The organism is Geobacillus uzenensis, assembly GCF_002217665.1.
GTDB classification, from domain to species: Bacteria; Bacillota; Bacilli; order Bacillales; family Anoxybacillaceae; genus Geobacillus; species Geobacillus subterraneus.
In genome coordinates this window covers 100095-116633 of the sequence record NZ_NEWL01000007.1, presented here as the reverse complement: position 1 = coordinate 116633, position 16539 = coordinate 100095, and the positions used below count along the sequence as shown (strand labels likewise).

The 16539-nt window shown below is 42.5% G+C and carries 10 protein-coding genes and 3 pseudogenes; 9 read left to right on the top strand and 4 right to left on the bottom strand.

Features of this window, described 5'->3' with window-relative positions:
- Positions 1-209 precede the first annotated feature (209 nt).
- From B9L21_RS12375 to B9L21_RS17380, 7 genes and pseudogenes are all read left to right on the top strand, one after another.
- Complete coding sequence (locus B9L21_RS12375) at positions 210-2513, top strand: alpha-amylase family glycosyl hydrolase (protein WP_063166607.1); 2304 nt, start codon at positions 210-212, stop codon at positions 2511-2513.
- Positions 2514-2740: 227 nt separating this feature from the next.
- Entirely contained in the window at positions 2741-3907 is a 1167-nt protein-coding gene (locus B9L21_RS12370; protein WP_063166606.1) for an IS256 family transposase, read from the top strand.
- Between the two features lie 411 nt (positions 3908-4318).
- Complete coding sequence (locus B9L21_RS12365; RefSeq protein ID WP_063166605.1) at positions 4319-5617, top strand: maltose ABC transporter substrate-binding protein; 1299 nt, start codon at positions 4319-4321, stop codon at positions 5615-5617.
- Between the two features lie 86 nt (positions 5618-5703).
- On the top strand, positions 5704-7047 hold the full coding sequence (locus B9L21_RS12360) for a sugar ABC transporter permease (RefSeq protein ID WP_012749395.1): 1344 nt from the start codon (positions 5704-5706) through the stop codon (positions 7045-7047).
- Between the two features lie 2 nt (positions 7048-7049).
- Positions 7050-7919 carry a sugar ABC transporter permease gene (locus tag B9L21_RS12355; RefSeq protein WP_012749396.1) on the top strand — a complete coding sequence of 290 codons (870 nt, stop codon included), beginning with the start codon at positions 7050-7052 and terminating at the stop codon, positions 7917-7919.
- 106 nt (positions 7920-8025) lie between these two features.
- Complete coding sequence (locus tag B9L21_RS12350) at positions 8026-10338, top strand: TIM-barrel domain-containing protein (RefSeq protein ID WP_063166604.1); 2313 nt, start codon at positions 8026-8028, stop codon at positions 10336-10338.
- 66 nt (positions 10339-10404) lie between these two features.
- Positions 10405-10539, top strand: a pseudogene (locus B9L21_RS17380) (LacI family transcriptional regulator); the annotation flags it as partial.
- Positions 10540-10854: 315 nt separating this feature from the next.
- On the opposite strand, the gene gnd reads toward B9L21_RS17380, so the two are convergent.
- From gnd to B9L21_RS18110, 4 genes and pseudogenes are all read right to left on the bottom strand, one after another.
- Positions 10855-11757, bottom strand: coding sequence for a phosphogluconate dehydrogenase (NAD(+)-dependent, decarboxylating) (gene gnd / locus B9L21_RS12345; RefSeq protein WP_063166603.1), 903 nt, complete (start codon positions 11755-11757; stop codon positions 10855-10857).
- Between the two features lie 107 nt (positions 11758-11864).
- On the bottom strand, positions 11865-13235 hold the full coding sequence (zwf, locus tag B9L21_RS12340; RefSeq protein ID WP_413229276.1) for a glucose-6-phosphate dehydrogenase: 1371 nt from the start codon (positions 13233-13235) through the stop codon (positions 11865-11867).
- A 186-nt stretch (positions 13236-13421) separates the two neighbouring features.
- A pseudogene (locus tag B9L21_RS12335) lies at positions 13422-13544 on the bottom strand (hypothetical protein); the annotation flags it as partial.
- A gap of 152 nt (positions 13545-13696) precedes the next feature.
- Positions 13697-13822, bottom strand: coding sequence for a hypothetical protein (locus tag B9L21_RS18110; RefSeq protein WP_257722310.1), 126 nt, complete (start codon positions 13820-13822; stop codon positions 13697-13699).
- A gap of 451 nt (positions 13823-14273) precedes the next feature.
- Between B9L21_RS18110 and B9L21_RS12325 the strand changes: the two are divergent.
- Together B9L21_RS12325 and B9L21_RS12320 are read left to right on the top strand one after the other, a co-directional pair.
- Positions 14274-15636 (top strand): annotated as a pseudogene (locus B9L21_RS12325) (ISLre2 family transposase).
- 215 nt (positions 15637-15851) lie between these two features.
- Positions 15852-16217: a winged helix-turn-helix transcriptional regulator gene (locus tag B9L21_RS12320; RefSeq protein WP_003252445.1), complete on the top strand. Its 366-nt coding sequence runs from the start codon at positions 15852-15854 to the stop codon at positions 16215-16217.
- Positions 16218-16539 lie beyond the last annotated feature (322 nt).

Genomic DNA, 16539 nt, shown 5'->3' with positions numbered 1-16539 from the left:
ATGCAGATTCCTGCCTTTATAATTTTTAGTCAGAATATTATAACAAATTAACGAGTGACGGTTAGTTTATTGACTTCTTAAATAGATCAAAATGAGATGCTCAATGAATAGGAGGTGGTGTTGCCCATAGAAATGTCATAAGAAAAAGTATATCAGTAAGAAGGTAGTTTTTTTACGTCATATTATTTTAAAAGAAAGGAAGAAATGGCATGTGGAAGGTTCCAAAATTCATTAAACAATCATATCTCGTTTTTCTTCTTGCTCTATTGCTCTATTCTTCATTTGGTTTTTCGTTTTCCAGGACTGAGGCGACTACATCTACAGGAGCTTTAGGACCAGTTACCCCGAAAGACACAATATATCAGATCGTGACGGACCGTTTTTTTGATGGCGACCCATCAAATAACAAGCCTCCTGGTTTTGATCCTACCCTGTTTGATGATCCGGACGGCAATAACCAGGGGAACGGAAAAGATTTAAAGTTGTATCAAGGCGGTGATTTCCAAGGAATCATAGATAAAATTCCTTATTTAAAAAATATGGGGATAACTGCCGTTTGGATTTCCGCTCCTTATGAAAATAGGGACACTGTGATAGAAGATTATCAATCAGATGGAAGTATTAATCGTTGGACCAGTTTCCACGGTTACCATGCAAGAAATTATTTTGCAACTAACAAACATTTTGGTACTATGAAAGATTTTATTAGACTACGCGATGCTTTGCATCAAAATGGAATTAAACTAGTGATAGATTTTGTATCCAATCATTCGAGTCGTTGGCAAAACCCGACATTGAATTTTGCGCCTGAAGATGGTAAATTATATGAACCTGACAAGGATGCGAATGGCAATTACGTATTTGATGCTAATGGAGAGCCTGCGGATTACAACGGTGATGGAAAAGTTGAGAATCTCCTGGCGGATCCACATAACGACGTGAATGGTTTTTTCCATGGTCTGGGTGACCGGGGCAACGATACTTCTCGTTTTGGCTACCGTTACAAAGATCTAGGTTCTTTGGCTGATTATTCTCAGGAAAATGCACTAGTGGTTGAACATTTGGAGAAAGCAGCTAAATTTTGGAAATCAAAAGGGATCGATGGTTTTCGACATGATGCCACTTTGCATATGAATCCTGCATTTGTGAAGGGATTTAAAGATGCAATTGATTCAGATGCAGGTGGCCCGGTTACCCATTTTGGTGAATTTTTCATTGGAAGACCGGATCCCAAGTATGATGAGTACCGGACATTTCCTGAACGAACAGGAGTCAACAACTTGGATTTTGAATATTTCCGTGCGGCCACAAACGCATTTGGGAACTTTTCTGAAACGATGAGTTCCTTTGGTGATATGATGATCAAGACAAGTAATGATTACATTTATGAAAATCAAACAGTTACTTTCTTGGATAATCATGATGTAACAAGATTTCGCTATATTCAACCAAACGATAAACCTTATCATGCAGCTCTCGCTGTCTTGATGACATCACGTGGGATTCCTAACATTTATTACGGAACAGAGCAATATCTGATGCCGTCAGACTCAAGTGACATTGCGGGTCGGATGTTTATGCAGACTTCTACTAACTTCGATGAAAATACCACTGCATATAAAGTCATTCAAAAGCTTTCAAACTTAAGAAAAAATAATGAAGCTATTGCCTATGGAACCACAGAAATTTTATACAGCACAAATGATGTACTGGTCTTTAAAAGACAGTTCTATGATAAACAAGTAATTGTAGCGGTAAACCGACAACCGGATCAAACGTTTACCATTCCGGAGTTAGATACGACTCTTCCAGTAGGAACCTATAGTGATGTACTGGGTGGACTGTTATATGGGAGTTCAATGAGCGTAAATAATGTCAACGGTCAAAACAAAATTTCTAGCTTTACCTTGTCTGGAGGAGAGGTCAATGTCTGGTCGTATAACCCATCATTGGGGACTTTAACTCCAAGGATTGGCGACGTTATTTCCACCATGGGACGTCCCGGTAATACCGTTTACATTTACGGTACTGGATTAGGAGGAAGCGTAACAGTCAAATTCGGTTCTACTGTTGCTACTGTGGTGTCAAACAGCGATCAAATGATTGAGGCTATAGTTCCAAACACTAATCCTGGAATTCAAAATATTACAGTTACAAAAGGATCTGTAACCAGTAATCCTTTCCGATATGAGGTCCTATCCGGCGATCAGGTGCAAGTAATTTTTCATGTGAATGCCACAACGAATTGGGGGGAAAACATTTATGTTGTCGGAAACATTCCAGAGTTGGGAAACTGGGATCCGAACCAATCGTCTGAGGCGATGTTAAATCCGAACTATCCAGAATGGTTCTTGCCAGTGAGTGTGCCCAAGGGAGCTACTTTTGAATTCAAGTTTATCAAAAAAGATAACAATGGAAATGTCATTTGGGAAAGCAGGAGCAACAGAGTATTTACCGCACCGAACAGTTCGACCGGTACTATTGACACCCCTTTATATTTTTGGGATAACTAAAAGCTGAATTAAGGTAATATATTGGATCCGGCATAGTTGTCGGCTCCTTTTTTTGTGACATAAAATTTAATTAGCAATCAGCATAGTTACAAAAACTGTTATGTAATATTGATTTGTAGGATGATGTATAAAATTTTGTGTAAAGCATTTTGCTAGAACAAAAGAAAAAAGGTAGGGTATTCTCTGATTTGGCCATAACACATTCCAGAGAAAGGAGAACCCTACCTATGTCTAAAAGTATACCGAATGTAGACTGGGCTCATCAACTGGAAAGTGCGATTCGCCAGTTTATAAAGGAAAAATTAGAGCTGATTATGCGTGAAGAAATAAAAAATTTCCTCGAAATAGAACAGGCTGGAACGTCGAATACGAGAAACGGCTACTATCAGCGAAATCTAGATACGCAATACGGTCGGATTGAAGGTCTTTTGGTCCCTAGAGACCGAAACGGAGAATTTCAAACCCAATTGTTCGCTCCCTACCAACGCCACACCGGCTGGCTCGAGGAAGCGATCATTAAGATGTATCAAAGTGGCATGAGTACGCGTGAAATTGGCAAGTTTATTGAACGAATTCTAGGAAATGCCTACTCCCCAACAACGATTAGTCATATCACGGATGTGGTAAAGGAAGACATTGTGAAATGGCATACACGTCCCCTACCCAAGCGATATTCGGTCTTATATTTGGATGGCTTGTACGTGAAACTTCGTCGCGATACCGTGGAGAAAGAGGTTATTTATGTGGTGTTAGGTGTAAACGAAGAAGGGTATCGTGAAATTCTCGATTTCTTCGTAGGTGGACAAGAAAGTGCCTACGGATGGCAAGAGATTCTTCAACAGCTCTACAAAAGAGGGGTACAAGAAGTGCTTCTGGGCGTATTCGATGGCCTTCCGGGCCTGGAGGAGGCCTTTAAAGCCGTTTATCCGAAAGCCGATGTACAGCGCTGTGTCGTTCACAAAGTCCGTAATACCTTAAATCGTGTTCGGAAAAAAGATCAATTTGAAGTGGCAGAGGATCTCAAACTGATTTATCGCGCACCGAATAAGGAAATTGCGTTACAGATGTTTCAACAGTTTGAGTCGAAATGGTCCAGCAAGTATCCGAGAGAAGCTCAATCTTGGGCCAATGAGTTGGATGTCCTCCTTACATTTATGGATTATCCAAGCAGTATTCGAAGTGTGATTTATACGACGAATGCCATCGAACGAACAATCAAGGAGATTCGGAAACGTCTAAAGCCGATGAACAGCCTGAGTAGTTTAGAAGCCGCTGAAAAAGTCGTGTATTTGACCATCCAAGACTTTAATGAGAAATGGGCAGGACGAAAGTTAAGAGGATTTGCCGAAGCACAGGAAGCCCTCCAGCGAATGTTTGAAGAACGTTACAATTAACCATATATTGTAAATAAGGGGATTCACCCTTTCCACACAGGAGACTGAATATTCAGTCTCCTGTGTGGAGGAAACAGCCCCACTCTATTCTAAATCCATTTCAGAGATACCCTATCTATCTTACATTACACAAAATTCTTGACGGTACCATTTGTAGACTAGAATTTAATTTTTTTAATTTAATTTTTTGTAAATTTATCAAACGTTTGCACTTCATTGACTATATAAAAAATTATTGCTTTTTTGTTTCTAGGCTTTTATAATTAAGGTAAAATACCATTGAAACCCCTTACATATACGTATTATTTTTTTAAATATATATGCAAACGATTGCTCAAAAGTATTTGTTTATGGGTTTTATTATGGGTTTTAATGGTATGAATGATTTAGCCATATGGAAGGAGAGGGAAAATGAAGAAAAAGAGAAGGGGTATCTCAATTTTGGCAGTGATGGTGCTGGTATTCAGTTTGCTGGCGGCTTGCGGACCAACATCATCCCACAAAAGTGTCGGGAAGAATGAACCGGCAAGTACAAATGAAGGAGATAGTAAAGAAATTAAACCAGAAAAAGGTGCTAAACTGAAAGTCTGGGAATCTGGCGGAGCAATTGGTGAATGGACCAAATATGTGGCTGAAGAATTTACCAAAAAGTATGGGGTGCCGGTAACTTTTGAAGAAGTAGGACATACTGATGCGCCTGAAAAGCTCAAAACGGATGGTCCGGCTGGACTTGCGGCAGATGTGTTTGCTGCTCCACACGATCATCTAGGATCTATGGTATCAGCAGGATTGGTTTTAGAAAACTTTTTCCCAGAAGAGTATCAAGATAAGTTTATGAAATCTGCTATTGAGGGGACGACAGTTGATGGAACTCTTTACGGCTATCCTACGTCTATTGAAACATATGCTTTATTCTACAACAAAGATCTGGTAAAGAAATTACCTAAAACCATGGATGAACTGATTACACAAGCTAAAGAATTGACTGATATTAGAAACAATAAATATGGATTCATGATGGAAGTAGCGAACTTGTATTTTGTATACTCATTTATCGGCGGATACGGTGGTTATGTATTCGGTGATAACAATACCAATCCGAAAGACATTGGTTTGAATAATGAAGGAGCTGTAAAAGCAGGAAAGTTAATGCAACGTATTCATAAAGAAATCTTGCCTTTGAAGGTGGAAGATATTACTTATGATGTGAAACAATCTTTATTTAACGAAGGAAAACTAGCTTTCAATATTGATGGACCTTGGGCTGTAGCGGGCCATCGCGATGCTGGCGTGAACTTCGGTGTCATACCGTTGCCTAAATTGGAGAACGGTCAAACACCTACAAGTTTTTCTGGTATTCGCACATTTTATGTAAATGCTTATACAAAGTATCCGAACGCAGCCTCCTTATTCGCCAAATTTGCAACGAGTGAAGAAATGCTACTAAAACGTTTTGAAATGACTGGGCAATTGCCACCGGTTCAATCTCTTCTAGACAATGAAACTATAAAAAATGATGAAATTGCATCGGCATTCTTGGAGCAAGCAAAATATGCAGTGCCAATGCCAAACATTCCACAAATGCCAATGGTCTGGGAACCTATGGCATCTGCTCTCACTACGATTTGGAATGATGGAAAAGATCCAAAAGAAGCTCTGGATGCGGCGGTTGACCAGATTAAAGCGGGAATTGCCACTCAGGGTCAGTAGCAACGAGATAGAAAATTGAATCAATGCTCTCTGTTTCGGAGGGCATTGATTCTTAATGTGAAAAAAAACGGAAAGGGGATCTTTGCATGTCTCCAACACCCAATTTAGTTGCAGAACCAGAACGCCGCCAAACCAAGAAAGCAAGTACAGCTGCGGTATTATCCTTCCTTTTTATGGGTCTGGGACAAATTTATAATCGGCAGTACATCAAAGGAATTTTATATGCTCTGGTAGAAATATATGTAATTGTTTTTTTGACAAACCCGATTGTGAACGGTTTATGGGGCTTGATCACCTTAGGTGAGCAAGCTCAGGTTCGAAGAAGGGGAAGGGTAGTCATAGAAGGAGATCATTCCATCTTCTTGATGATAGAGGGATTGATAATTGTTATAGTCCTTGTTATTTTCCTGTTATTTTATATCTATAATATTCGTGATGCCTATAAAACAGGCAAACTTCACGAGACCGGAGAAAAAGTAAACAGTTTTATAGAATCATTGAAAAAATCATGGGAGTATGGATATGCTTACATTCTTTTGACTCCTGCTGCAATCTTTACTCTCTTTCTTTCCGTTCTTCCATTGACTTTTGGTATTCTGATTGCATTTACTAACTTTTCTTCCCCCAATCATTTGCCTCCAAAAAACCTAGTGGATTGGGTGGGGTTCCAGAATTTTATTGATTTATTTAGATTACAAGCATGGAGCAAGACATTTTATGGGATAGCGACTTGGAACATCATATGGGCTATTCTAGCTACTTTCACCACGTTTTTTGTGGGGATGTTCTTTGCTTTAATTATTAATCATAATAAAGTTCGCCTGAAACGAATGTGGAGAACAATATTCATATTGCCCTGGGCTGTTCCCCAATTTATTTCTATCCTTGTTTTTCGAAATATTTTCAACGGTCAATTCGGTCCTTTGAACCAGTATTTATCCACTTTAGGAATTGATCCTATTCCTTGGCTGTCCGATCCATTTTGGGCAAAAGTAGCTCTAGTGACCATAAATATTTGGTTGGGATTCCCGTTCTGGATGGCATTAATTGCAGGTGTGTTGACGAATATTGACAAGGAATTATACGAAGCGGCAGAAGTAGACGGAGCAAGCACATTTCAAAAATTTCGCTCAATTACTTTTCCTTTATTAATGTACTATACTTCTCCACTTTTAATCATGAGCTTTGCTGGAAACATCAATAACTTTAACGTCATCTACCTCTTTACCCAAGGGGGACCTGCCGATGGCAAATATACTTATGCAGGTTCAACTGATTTGTTAATATCTTGGATCTATAAGCTGACTTTGAACCATAGCCAATTTTATATGGCTTCCGTACTTTCCATTCTGATTTTTATTGTAGTAGCAGTATTTTCAATTTGGAACTTCCGACAAACAAAAGCATTTAAAGAAGAGGAAATGATGTAAAGATGAGTGCAAAACCATTACGTACAAAAAAATTGTCCGGTGCAAAGTTCAAGGAAGCTGTGGTTACCGTTCTAATCTATGCTTTTCTGATCATTTCAGCTATTTTGGTTTTGTATCCAATCGTCTGGATTTTCATTGGGGCGTTAAATCCAGGAGACACATTGTATAGTTCAACTCTTATGCCTGAGAAAATTACAATGAAGCATTACACACATCTATGGTATGAAACTGATTATGTCAAATGGTTTAAAAATACTTTATTCGTTGCAACGATGAATATGATCTTGTCCACGTTTTTAATCGTGTCATCGGCTTATGCTTTCTCACGTTTTCGATTTCCTGGCCGCCGCCAAGGTTTGATGGCGATGCTGATTCTGCAGATGTTTCCTAGCTTTATGGGAATGATTGCTATATATATTCTTCTTCTCCAGATTGGCCTATTGGACAATTTGTGGGGATTGATTCTTGTATATGCAGGCGGTTCTATACCATTTGGAGCATGGCTGGTCAAAGGATATTTTGATGGATTGCCAAGAAGCTTGGAGGAAGCAGCTAAAATCGACGGTGCATCCCACACCACCATCTTTTTCAAAGTGATGATGCCTCTGTCAGTGCCTATTTTAACCTTTATTGCGATTAACAATTTTATCGGGCCATGGATGGATTTTATTTTCGCCCGATTGGTTCTACGCTCCAACGAAAATAAAACTCTAGCAATTGGGTTGTTTGAGATGGTTACCGGTCGCGGAAATACTGAATTTACAACTTTTGCGGCAGGAGCCATTATTGTAGCGATCCCGATCACTATTCTGTTCTTGTTACTGCAAAAATACATTATTGCAGGCTTAAGCGCAGGTGCAAACAAGGGGTAATCGAAGTACGGAGATGAGGTGCAGAGCATTGAGTAAAAGAATAATATCTGATCCAGCTGGATGTTTATGAGGATGTGATTTTAGTTTAAAAAAAGGAGTCGTCATCATGCATACATTAACCGATTTAAGAGAAGTTACCATTACGGAAACAGCAGTTGAACTGTACTATGCATTTCAAGCCAAGGTTCTGATTCGCTCCCCACAGGAAGGAACCGTCCAGGTCCAGTTCCTGAAAGTGACCGATTGGAGCGAAGAGGTTCCGGAACCTTCCTATTCGGTTCTGCTAAAAGAGTTTCTTCCGCTTCAGGCGGAAGAGAGAGAAAATGAGATTACTGTTTCCATCCCGAAGGGGAGAGCGGTAATTTCCAAAGTGCCCTTCGGAATTCGCTTTTTTAATGAAACAGGCCGGGAGGTAACGAGAAGCGCTGATACTGCGGCGTATCAGTTTGACGGTTGGAAGAGCCGCATTTCCTTTCAATTTTCCGGTGACGAACGCATCTACGGGTTGGGGGAATCAGATCTCAATCAGGATGATGTTCGCCTCAATCACCGTGGTACAATCCGACCGATCTGGAACAAACATCTGCCTTCGCCTTCACGATTGATGATACCAGTTATCTACAGTTCAGAGGGGTACGGTCTCTTCGTTGATAATCCTTGGGTCGCCCGTTTTGATTTCGGTGTGGAGAAGGAAGATATCTGGTTCTATGAAGCCGAGGGTGGGACGATCACCTATTATCTATTCTTGGGGCAAGAGCTGAAAGATTTGGTCAGTCAGTATGTGGAATTGACGGGTCGCCCGGAGATTCCTCCACTCTGGACTTTTGGTTATTTGCAGTCCAAATTTGGATACAAGAGTCGTCAGGAAGTGGAGGAATTGGCAGAAACTTTCCGTCAAAAACGGATTCCGTGCGATTCAATCATTCTAGATCTCTACTGGTTTAAGAAGATGGGGGATATGTGCTTTGACCGTATCGCCTTCCCGCAGCCGGAAAAGATGATTGCGGGATTGCGCGGCAAAGGGTTTCATCCCATCGTAATTGAAGAGCCTTATGTGACAAAAGAAAGCCGTTTGTTCCCAGAAGGAGACAGGATTAAAGTATTTGCCAAAAAGCAAAATGGAGAAACCTATCTATTCCCATTTTGGGCAGGAGAATCGGCGTTGGTTGATTTCACAGATCCGCTTGCCAAACAGTGGTGGGCCGACCAACACAAGGAATTGATTGAGATGGGTATAGAGGGTTGGTGGACCGACTTGAACGAGCCGGAGGTTCACTTCCCGGATATGGTCCATCACGACGGCCCTGCTCAAAAGGTCCATAACATTTTTGCCTTGGAAATGCATAAATCATTGGCCTTGGCGCATGAACAAAACTGTCCAGAGCGCCGACTGTTTATCATGAGTCGCTCGGGATGGGCAGGCAGTCAGCGTTATGGCGTGGGGGTCTGGTCCGGCGATGTGGAGAGCACTTGGACCGACTTGAAGAAGCAACTGTCTGTAGCTTTAAGCATGAGCCTTGTCGGCCTCCCACTCTGGAACAGCGACATCGGTGGATTTAAAGGGAATGAACCGTCACCTGAACTCTATGTGCGCTGGATACAATTTGGAGCCTTTACCCCTATCATGCGCCCCCATGGTGCTCATCAAAATCGTGAGCCTTGGGCTTTTGGTGAAGAAACGGAAAAAATCGTAAAGAATTTCATCGAGTGGCGTTACCGCTTTCTGCCTTACATCTATTCCTGTGCATTTGAAACCTATCGCACCGGGATACCTTACATGCGTCCAATGGTTATGGAGGTGCCGGAGGATCTCAATTGTACCGAGATCTGTGATCAATTCTTCTTTGGATCCAATTTGCTGGTGGCTCCCGTTTTGGAAGAAGGAGCAACATCCCGCAAGGTTTACCTGCCAGAAGGTCTTTGGTATGATGTTTGGACGTGGCAGTCGGTTGAGGGGGGGAGAACGATCGAAGCTGATGCGCCTCTGGATCGTATTCCTATCTATGCCAAAGCGGGGTCGATCATCCCTACATTGCCTGTAATGCAACATGCAGAGGAACGATCATGGGATAAGATGACCATTATCGTCTATCCCGGTCGGAATGGTGAGTTCCTGCTATATGAAGATGATGGAAAGACAACAGCTTATAAACGGGGAGAATACCGCACTATGTTGTTCAGTCAGAAGAACTTGGACGGCAAGATAATTGTAAATATTGGAGCAGGAACTGGTTCCTATCCTGAGTCGGTTGAACAACGGACCTACCACATTCTGATACCAGGTGTCACCGCTTCCGAGGTAAGAATGAACGGGAAATCTGTACATTCTATCAAGCAAGAAGAAGGTTGTTTGGCGTTTACTTTGGAGGATCAGCCCGTAAAATGCGAGATTAATGTAGAGATAGTGATAAATAAGTAAGGAACTTTCGATAAATATGAAATTCCAAATGTCATCAATTTCTCCTGTATTGTTGACATTATGTTAAGAATTTTCCAGCTCGGCTATGAAGCGACGAAAAGTTTAATCGAAAAAATCGCCAACCCGAACGAACCGGTAAAACGAATCATTATTCCACACCGAATCGTCAAACGGTTTTCATGTGATTATTATCGGAAATAAAAAGCTGACACAAGCGGTCACCTTGCATGTGATCGTTTGGAGTCGGCTTTTTTTATGGGAAGTTCGTTTACCATGAACCGATAGTTTGGAAGTTTCTGATCGTAGCTGAAAACGGTCTGCATGCGAAAAAAGATTATCATCAAATTCAGGAAAAATGAAACTACCTGTCTCCTGTAGAGTTCAGGAAAACAGGTAGTTTGGATGTAGAGCCGCATTTTAAGATAGCTGATCGCTAACAGGCAAGAAAACGTTATTTAGATAACCGTTTCATGAGAGCTGCTTTTTCATCTTCAAACCCCGGTTTGCCAAAACGGTTTATTTCTTCTCATTTTTTTCTACAGCATGTCCGCCAAATTCGTTGCGGAGGGCGGCTACCACTTTGCCTGTAAATGTATCGTTTTCTAATGAACGATACCGCATCAATAAGGCCATGGCGATGACAGGAGTGGCAGTTTGCAGATCTAAAGCTGTTTCGACCGTCCATTTCCCTTCGCCGGAAGAATGCATAATTCCTTTGATTTCCTCTAATTTTGCATCTTTTGAAAATGCGCGTTCGGTTAATTCCATGAGCCATGAACGAATAACCGAACCATTATTCCACACTCTTGCTACTTTTTCATAGTCATAATTGAATTCGCTTTTCTCTAATATTTCGAATCCTTCGCCAATGGCAGCCATCATTCCATATTCAATCCCATTGTGGACCATTTTTAAGAAATGTCCGCTACCTGCTTTTCCTGTATATAAATACCCATTTTCTACAGCGGTATCTCGGAAAAGAGGCTCGACAATGTTCCAAGCTTCAGAATCCCCTCCAACCATGTAACACGCTCCGTTGCGAGCGCCTTCCACCCCGCCAGAGGTTCCAGCATCCATAAAGTGAATTCCCATCTCCTTTAGCTCGTTATAACGCCGAATCGATTCTTTATAGTTAGAATTGCCCCCATCAATTACAATGTCGCCTTTGCTTAAAAATGGTGTAATTTCATTAATCACCGAATCAACAACGGTGTGTGGAACCATCAGCCAAAGAATTCTAGGGGTTTCTAATGATCGAACGAGTTCCTTTAAACTGGATGCGCCTTTGGCCCCGTATTTTTTTATTTCTTCAACCGCATTTGCGTTTATATCGAATGCCACTACTTCGTGCTTATGGTCAATGAGATTTTTACCTAAGTTTAACCCCATTTTTCCTAAACCGATTAAACCGACTCTCATGCTGACTACCTCCTAAAAATATCTTGATCCAAAGAAGACTTGCTGGTAAAATAATATATTCCTATTTCATATATTGACAACTTCATCTAGAATTATGAAGTGCTTACCTATCGCCAATAAAATCCGTCTTCTTTCAATAATTGATAAGAAGCATCTGGTCCCATCGAGCCTGAACGATATGAGTGAAGAGGAAGGAGATTTTCCGCAAACGCCTCTAAAACAGGCTGCACCCATTTCCAAGATAGTTCAACTTCCTTCCAATGGGCAAAGAAAGTCGAATCGCCATGCAAAGCGTCAAAAATTAAGAGTTCATAGGCTTCGGGCGTCTCTTTCTGATTAGTCGCAAAGTGCATACGGACAGGTTCCATCTTTCCATTGAGGAATACATTTTTACTATTGAATTGCAGCGAAACGCCTTCGTTCGGATTGATTTGAATCACCAAAAGATTAGGAGCTGTTTCCTCATTTTTCGGTAAATACCATTCCTTTAGCGGATTTTTGAATTCAATCACAATGCGTGTGGACTTTTCCTTCATTCTTTTACCTGTACGGATATAGAATGGCACTCCGCTCCAATTTTCATCATCAATCCACAAACGAGCAGCAACAAATGTCTCTGTTGTTGAAGAAGCATCGATTCCAGGTTCTTCTTTATATCCAACAACTGGTTTGCCATTGATTTCTCCAGGACCGTATTGGCCGCGAACGACGTGCAAGCCTACTTCTTCTTTCTGTATTGGCCGAAGAGATTCCATGATTTTTCTTTTCTCATTACGGATGTCTTTTGCGCTAATCTGTTTTGGCAGGTGCATGGCTGTCATCATCAACAATTGCAGCATATGGTTTTGAAACATGTCGCGAATGGCTCCTGCCTGATCATAATAGCTTGCTCTTTGTTCTACTCCAACCGTCTCACTTGCCGTAATTTGCACATTGGCTATATATTGATTGTTCCATATTGCCTGAAACACAGGGTTGGCAAATTTTAAAACTTCAAGGTTTTGGACCATCGGCTTTCCAAGGTAATGATCTACCCGATAAATTTCGTCTTCTGCGAAAGCTTGGCTTAACTTTTCGTTTAAATTTTGGGCCGATTTTATATCGCGCCCAAACGGTTTTTCGATAATCAGACGTTTCCATCCCTTGGCGGATCCTAATCCACTTTCTTTGATGTTCGACGCGATCACATCAAAAAATTCCGGCGCAACCGATAAATAAAACATACGGTTTTCAGGAATATTCAATTCTTTTTCACGTTGTTGAACCATTTCAAGCAACTTTTTATACCCTTGTGCATTCGTTACATCTAAAGAGGTATAACGAAACGCACGGAGAAACTCTTTCATTTTGGAACGGTCATTTGTCAAACGTCTGGAAAAGGTTTTGATCGAATTTTCCACATATATTTGAAATTCATCATCGGATAATTCTCTTTTGCTTACGTGTTTTCTGCAAAGAAAAAATACAGAGTTTCGCAACGAAAAGTGCAGAGAATTACAACTTGACATGGAGCCTCTGGGGGCGTGATGAAAAAGCCAGGAAGCCAGCAATATCAAGGGCTGGCTATGCCTAAAAAGGCTATCACGCCCCCCTCTCCATGTAAAGTTGGCCTAAGCCAAATTCTCTGCAGATCTCTGCATTTTTATTTTGCAATAAACACTTACGCCAATAATGGAAAATGGCTGAGGCATTTTTTGATCGAGAAATAAATTATATAATGCAGGGAAAATTTTTCGTTTCGCTAAATCACCTGTAGCCCCAAACAAGACAAAGGTCATCGAATCCAATGTGATTCCCCCCTGTCTTTTCGAATCATTTTTCAAAAGCAGATACGTTTACTACATTGCGCGAATTGGTATTTTTATGAATAATGCACATTTCAGGGAGAAAGTCTTGTTCTTGTATTTTTTCGTTCATGAAAGCTCAACCAAATCGTCCACTAAAAACTGTTTTTCTTGACGGCGCCGCCAATGATGAGGGCAGCTTTTGTTCCTTCCAGCGTTTTTAAAGCAGCGAGAGCATTCTCTCCGAGATAAATATCGCGTGGAATAGCAAAACGATTCATGCCGCTCAGTGCTCATGATTTGGTTCACAGATGCTAGTATAATGCGTATAAAATTTATTGAGAAGTACGCACTTTATTATCATGTAGTGATAAAAATATAATATAGTGCAAAAAAATATACTTAATGATATAAAAGGTATTGTAGATACAATGAACGGGATGAATCATGAAAAGGCCTTTACCATCCAGAAGGAATGAATGGGGTCTGCTATGTGTGAGAATAAATATGTATAACATTTATTTGTGGGTATGTGCTTTATTAGTGTGAGTAAAATATTTGTGGGTGACATTCCGAAATGATCCCCGACGAGGGTTGCGAACTTTTGTTCGCGACGCTCGTCGGGGCCACCAAGCGAAGCGCGGTAGAAAAAGCAAATGTCGTGAAAAAAGGACTCTCTCCCTGCTATGATGGTGATTGGCAAACCAACCGAAAACAGGAGGGAGAGAGTCCATGAAACATCTTACCACAGAATGGCTTTTATTAAAAGAGCTGGAGGAGCAATTAGTAAGAACTCTTCAAAAGGTGTTCGCTGTCTTGTTGGCGGCCCTTTTGGAGGAGATTGATCAACAACTGGCGGAAGCGCGGGACAAGCGGCGGTATCAGCTGAAAGATAAACGGCCGACCACGATCCAAACGCTGTTTGGAGAAGTGACGTTTCGACGGAACTACTACTATGATCGGCAGGCGGGGGCCTATACCTTCTTGCTGGATGCCGAACTGGGCTTTGATGGAGCGCAGTCGATCAGTCCGTGCCTCGAGGAAACGGCGGTCGAGTTGGCCGTGGAGTGCTCTTCCTACCGCAAAGCAGCTCGCACACTCGAGTCGATCGTGGGGTATGCGGTCCTCAGCCATGAGGCGATTCGCCAGTTGGTGCTCGAGGCCCCTGTCTCGCTGCATCGCCCTGTTTCTCAACGGCACGGCCGAGTGCTGTTTGTCGAGGCGGATGGACTCTGTTTCCCGCCAGGGGAAAGGGAAACGAGCGAAAGAAGAGAAAATCCTGGCGATTCACGAGGGATGGAAACGAAACGGTTCGCAGCTCGAGCTCGTGAACCGGCGCTGCTGCCTCCATGAAGGGGAGGGAGACGTGTGGGAACGGTTTGAAGAGTGGCTGATGAAGGAATATGCCTATGACCCGTGCCGGGACCTGTTGATCATCAACGGCGACGCGGCGCCATGGATCACGGCCTGCTGGGAGTATTTTGGAAAGCGAGCCTGCTTTCAGTTGGATCGATTTCATGTGGCGCGGGAGCTGCGCCAATGCCTCTCCGGCCATCCGCGTTGGCGGGAGGTGCGGAGGAAGCTGGCGAAACAAGACGAAGAAGGACTTTTGGTCGAGCTGAACAGCGCGGTCGGCACGTTGGGGGACGAAGGCAAAGAACAACAGCTGGCCGCCTTGATTCGCCGGATCGAGTCGATGCCGGGATGCATCCGGGACTACCGGGAGTGGCTGTCGGAGCAAGGGGTGGAGACGACCGGCATGCGTCCGATGGGCCACGCCGAGAGCGTGATGAGCCGGTTTGCGCATCGGGTGAAATCCCGCCGCAGCTGGAAAGACCAAGGGCTTCGGGCGTTTCTGAGGGCGATGGCGGCCCGAATCGACGGGATCGGGTGGAGAAAGGGACGGTGGGAGGAGCAAGAGCCCCAGTCGGCCGTCTCGGCCTCAACAAAGTCCAAGCGGATCGAACAGGCCAAACGGAAGGCCGGACGGTTATGGGCAGATGTGGTGCGTCAGAATCTACCGTGTCTGCAGCGGTCATCCGGGACGCCGATCCATCAAGCGTTGTCGGCGCTCCGGGATGGTGGTTGGGTGTAAAAAAATGGAATATCGTATCATCGCCTCAAGATGAGGGATGAGAGTCCGAAAGCGCTTACGATATTAATTCCTGAAAATGGTTCGCTAACTAGTGATTGACAACGCCCGTAGTGAACCGAAAAAATGTTCTCCACAAAGTCTTGACTGACTCGCTTTATTATCATAAAGTGACAGAGAGTATACTATAGGTTATAATCAGCATGGGGGGTGAAACGATGGGACACGTTTGTGGCAAGACGTATAACTGTGAAAAAGAATTAACACTCGCTGTTATTGGCGGTAAATGGAAAATGCTTATTTTATGGCATCTAGGAAAAGGGGGAAAGAAGCGGTTTAGCGAACTAAAAGCTCTCATGCCGGGGATCACCCAAAGAATGCTGGTTAACCAGTTGCGAGAGCTGGAGCAAGATCAAATTGTTCATCGCGAAGTCTATCCTGTTGTTCCGCCAAAAGTGGAATATTCACTGACCGAGCATGGAAAAAGCCTGATGCCAATTCTTGATGCCATGTATGAATGGGGCAAAAACTATATGGAGACGGTCGTAAAAGGTCAAGTAAAAATCAATGAGGCCGCCAAATAGAAAAGCTCTTCCTCCGTTAAAGCTTCGCAAACTCCCTGCTTGCCTTATTACTGGCAGGAAAAATTTTATAGAAAATATACGCTCATTAAGATGCAAGTTAAAACCAACGGACAACAATCTTTTATGAAAGATCCGCTGTCCGTTGGTTTTTCTGTATGTACGTTGATGACTGTTTGGATGTGAGACCGGTCTGACAGAAACTCTCCTGAAATTTCGTCAGTAGGGGATTCATTTACATAAGTTAAGGAGAGAAGACTCCTGCTTCTAATGTGCGGGGGATTCCCATAGAAGCGGCAGTAGGTTAAGAGTGGTTGCAGCTCAC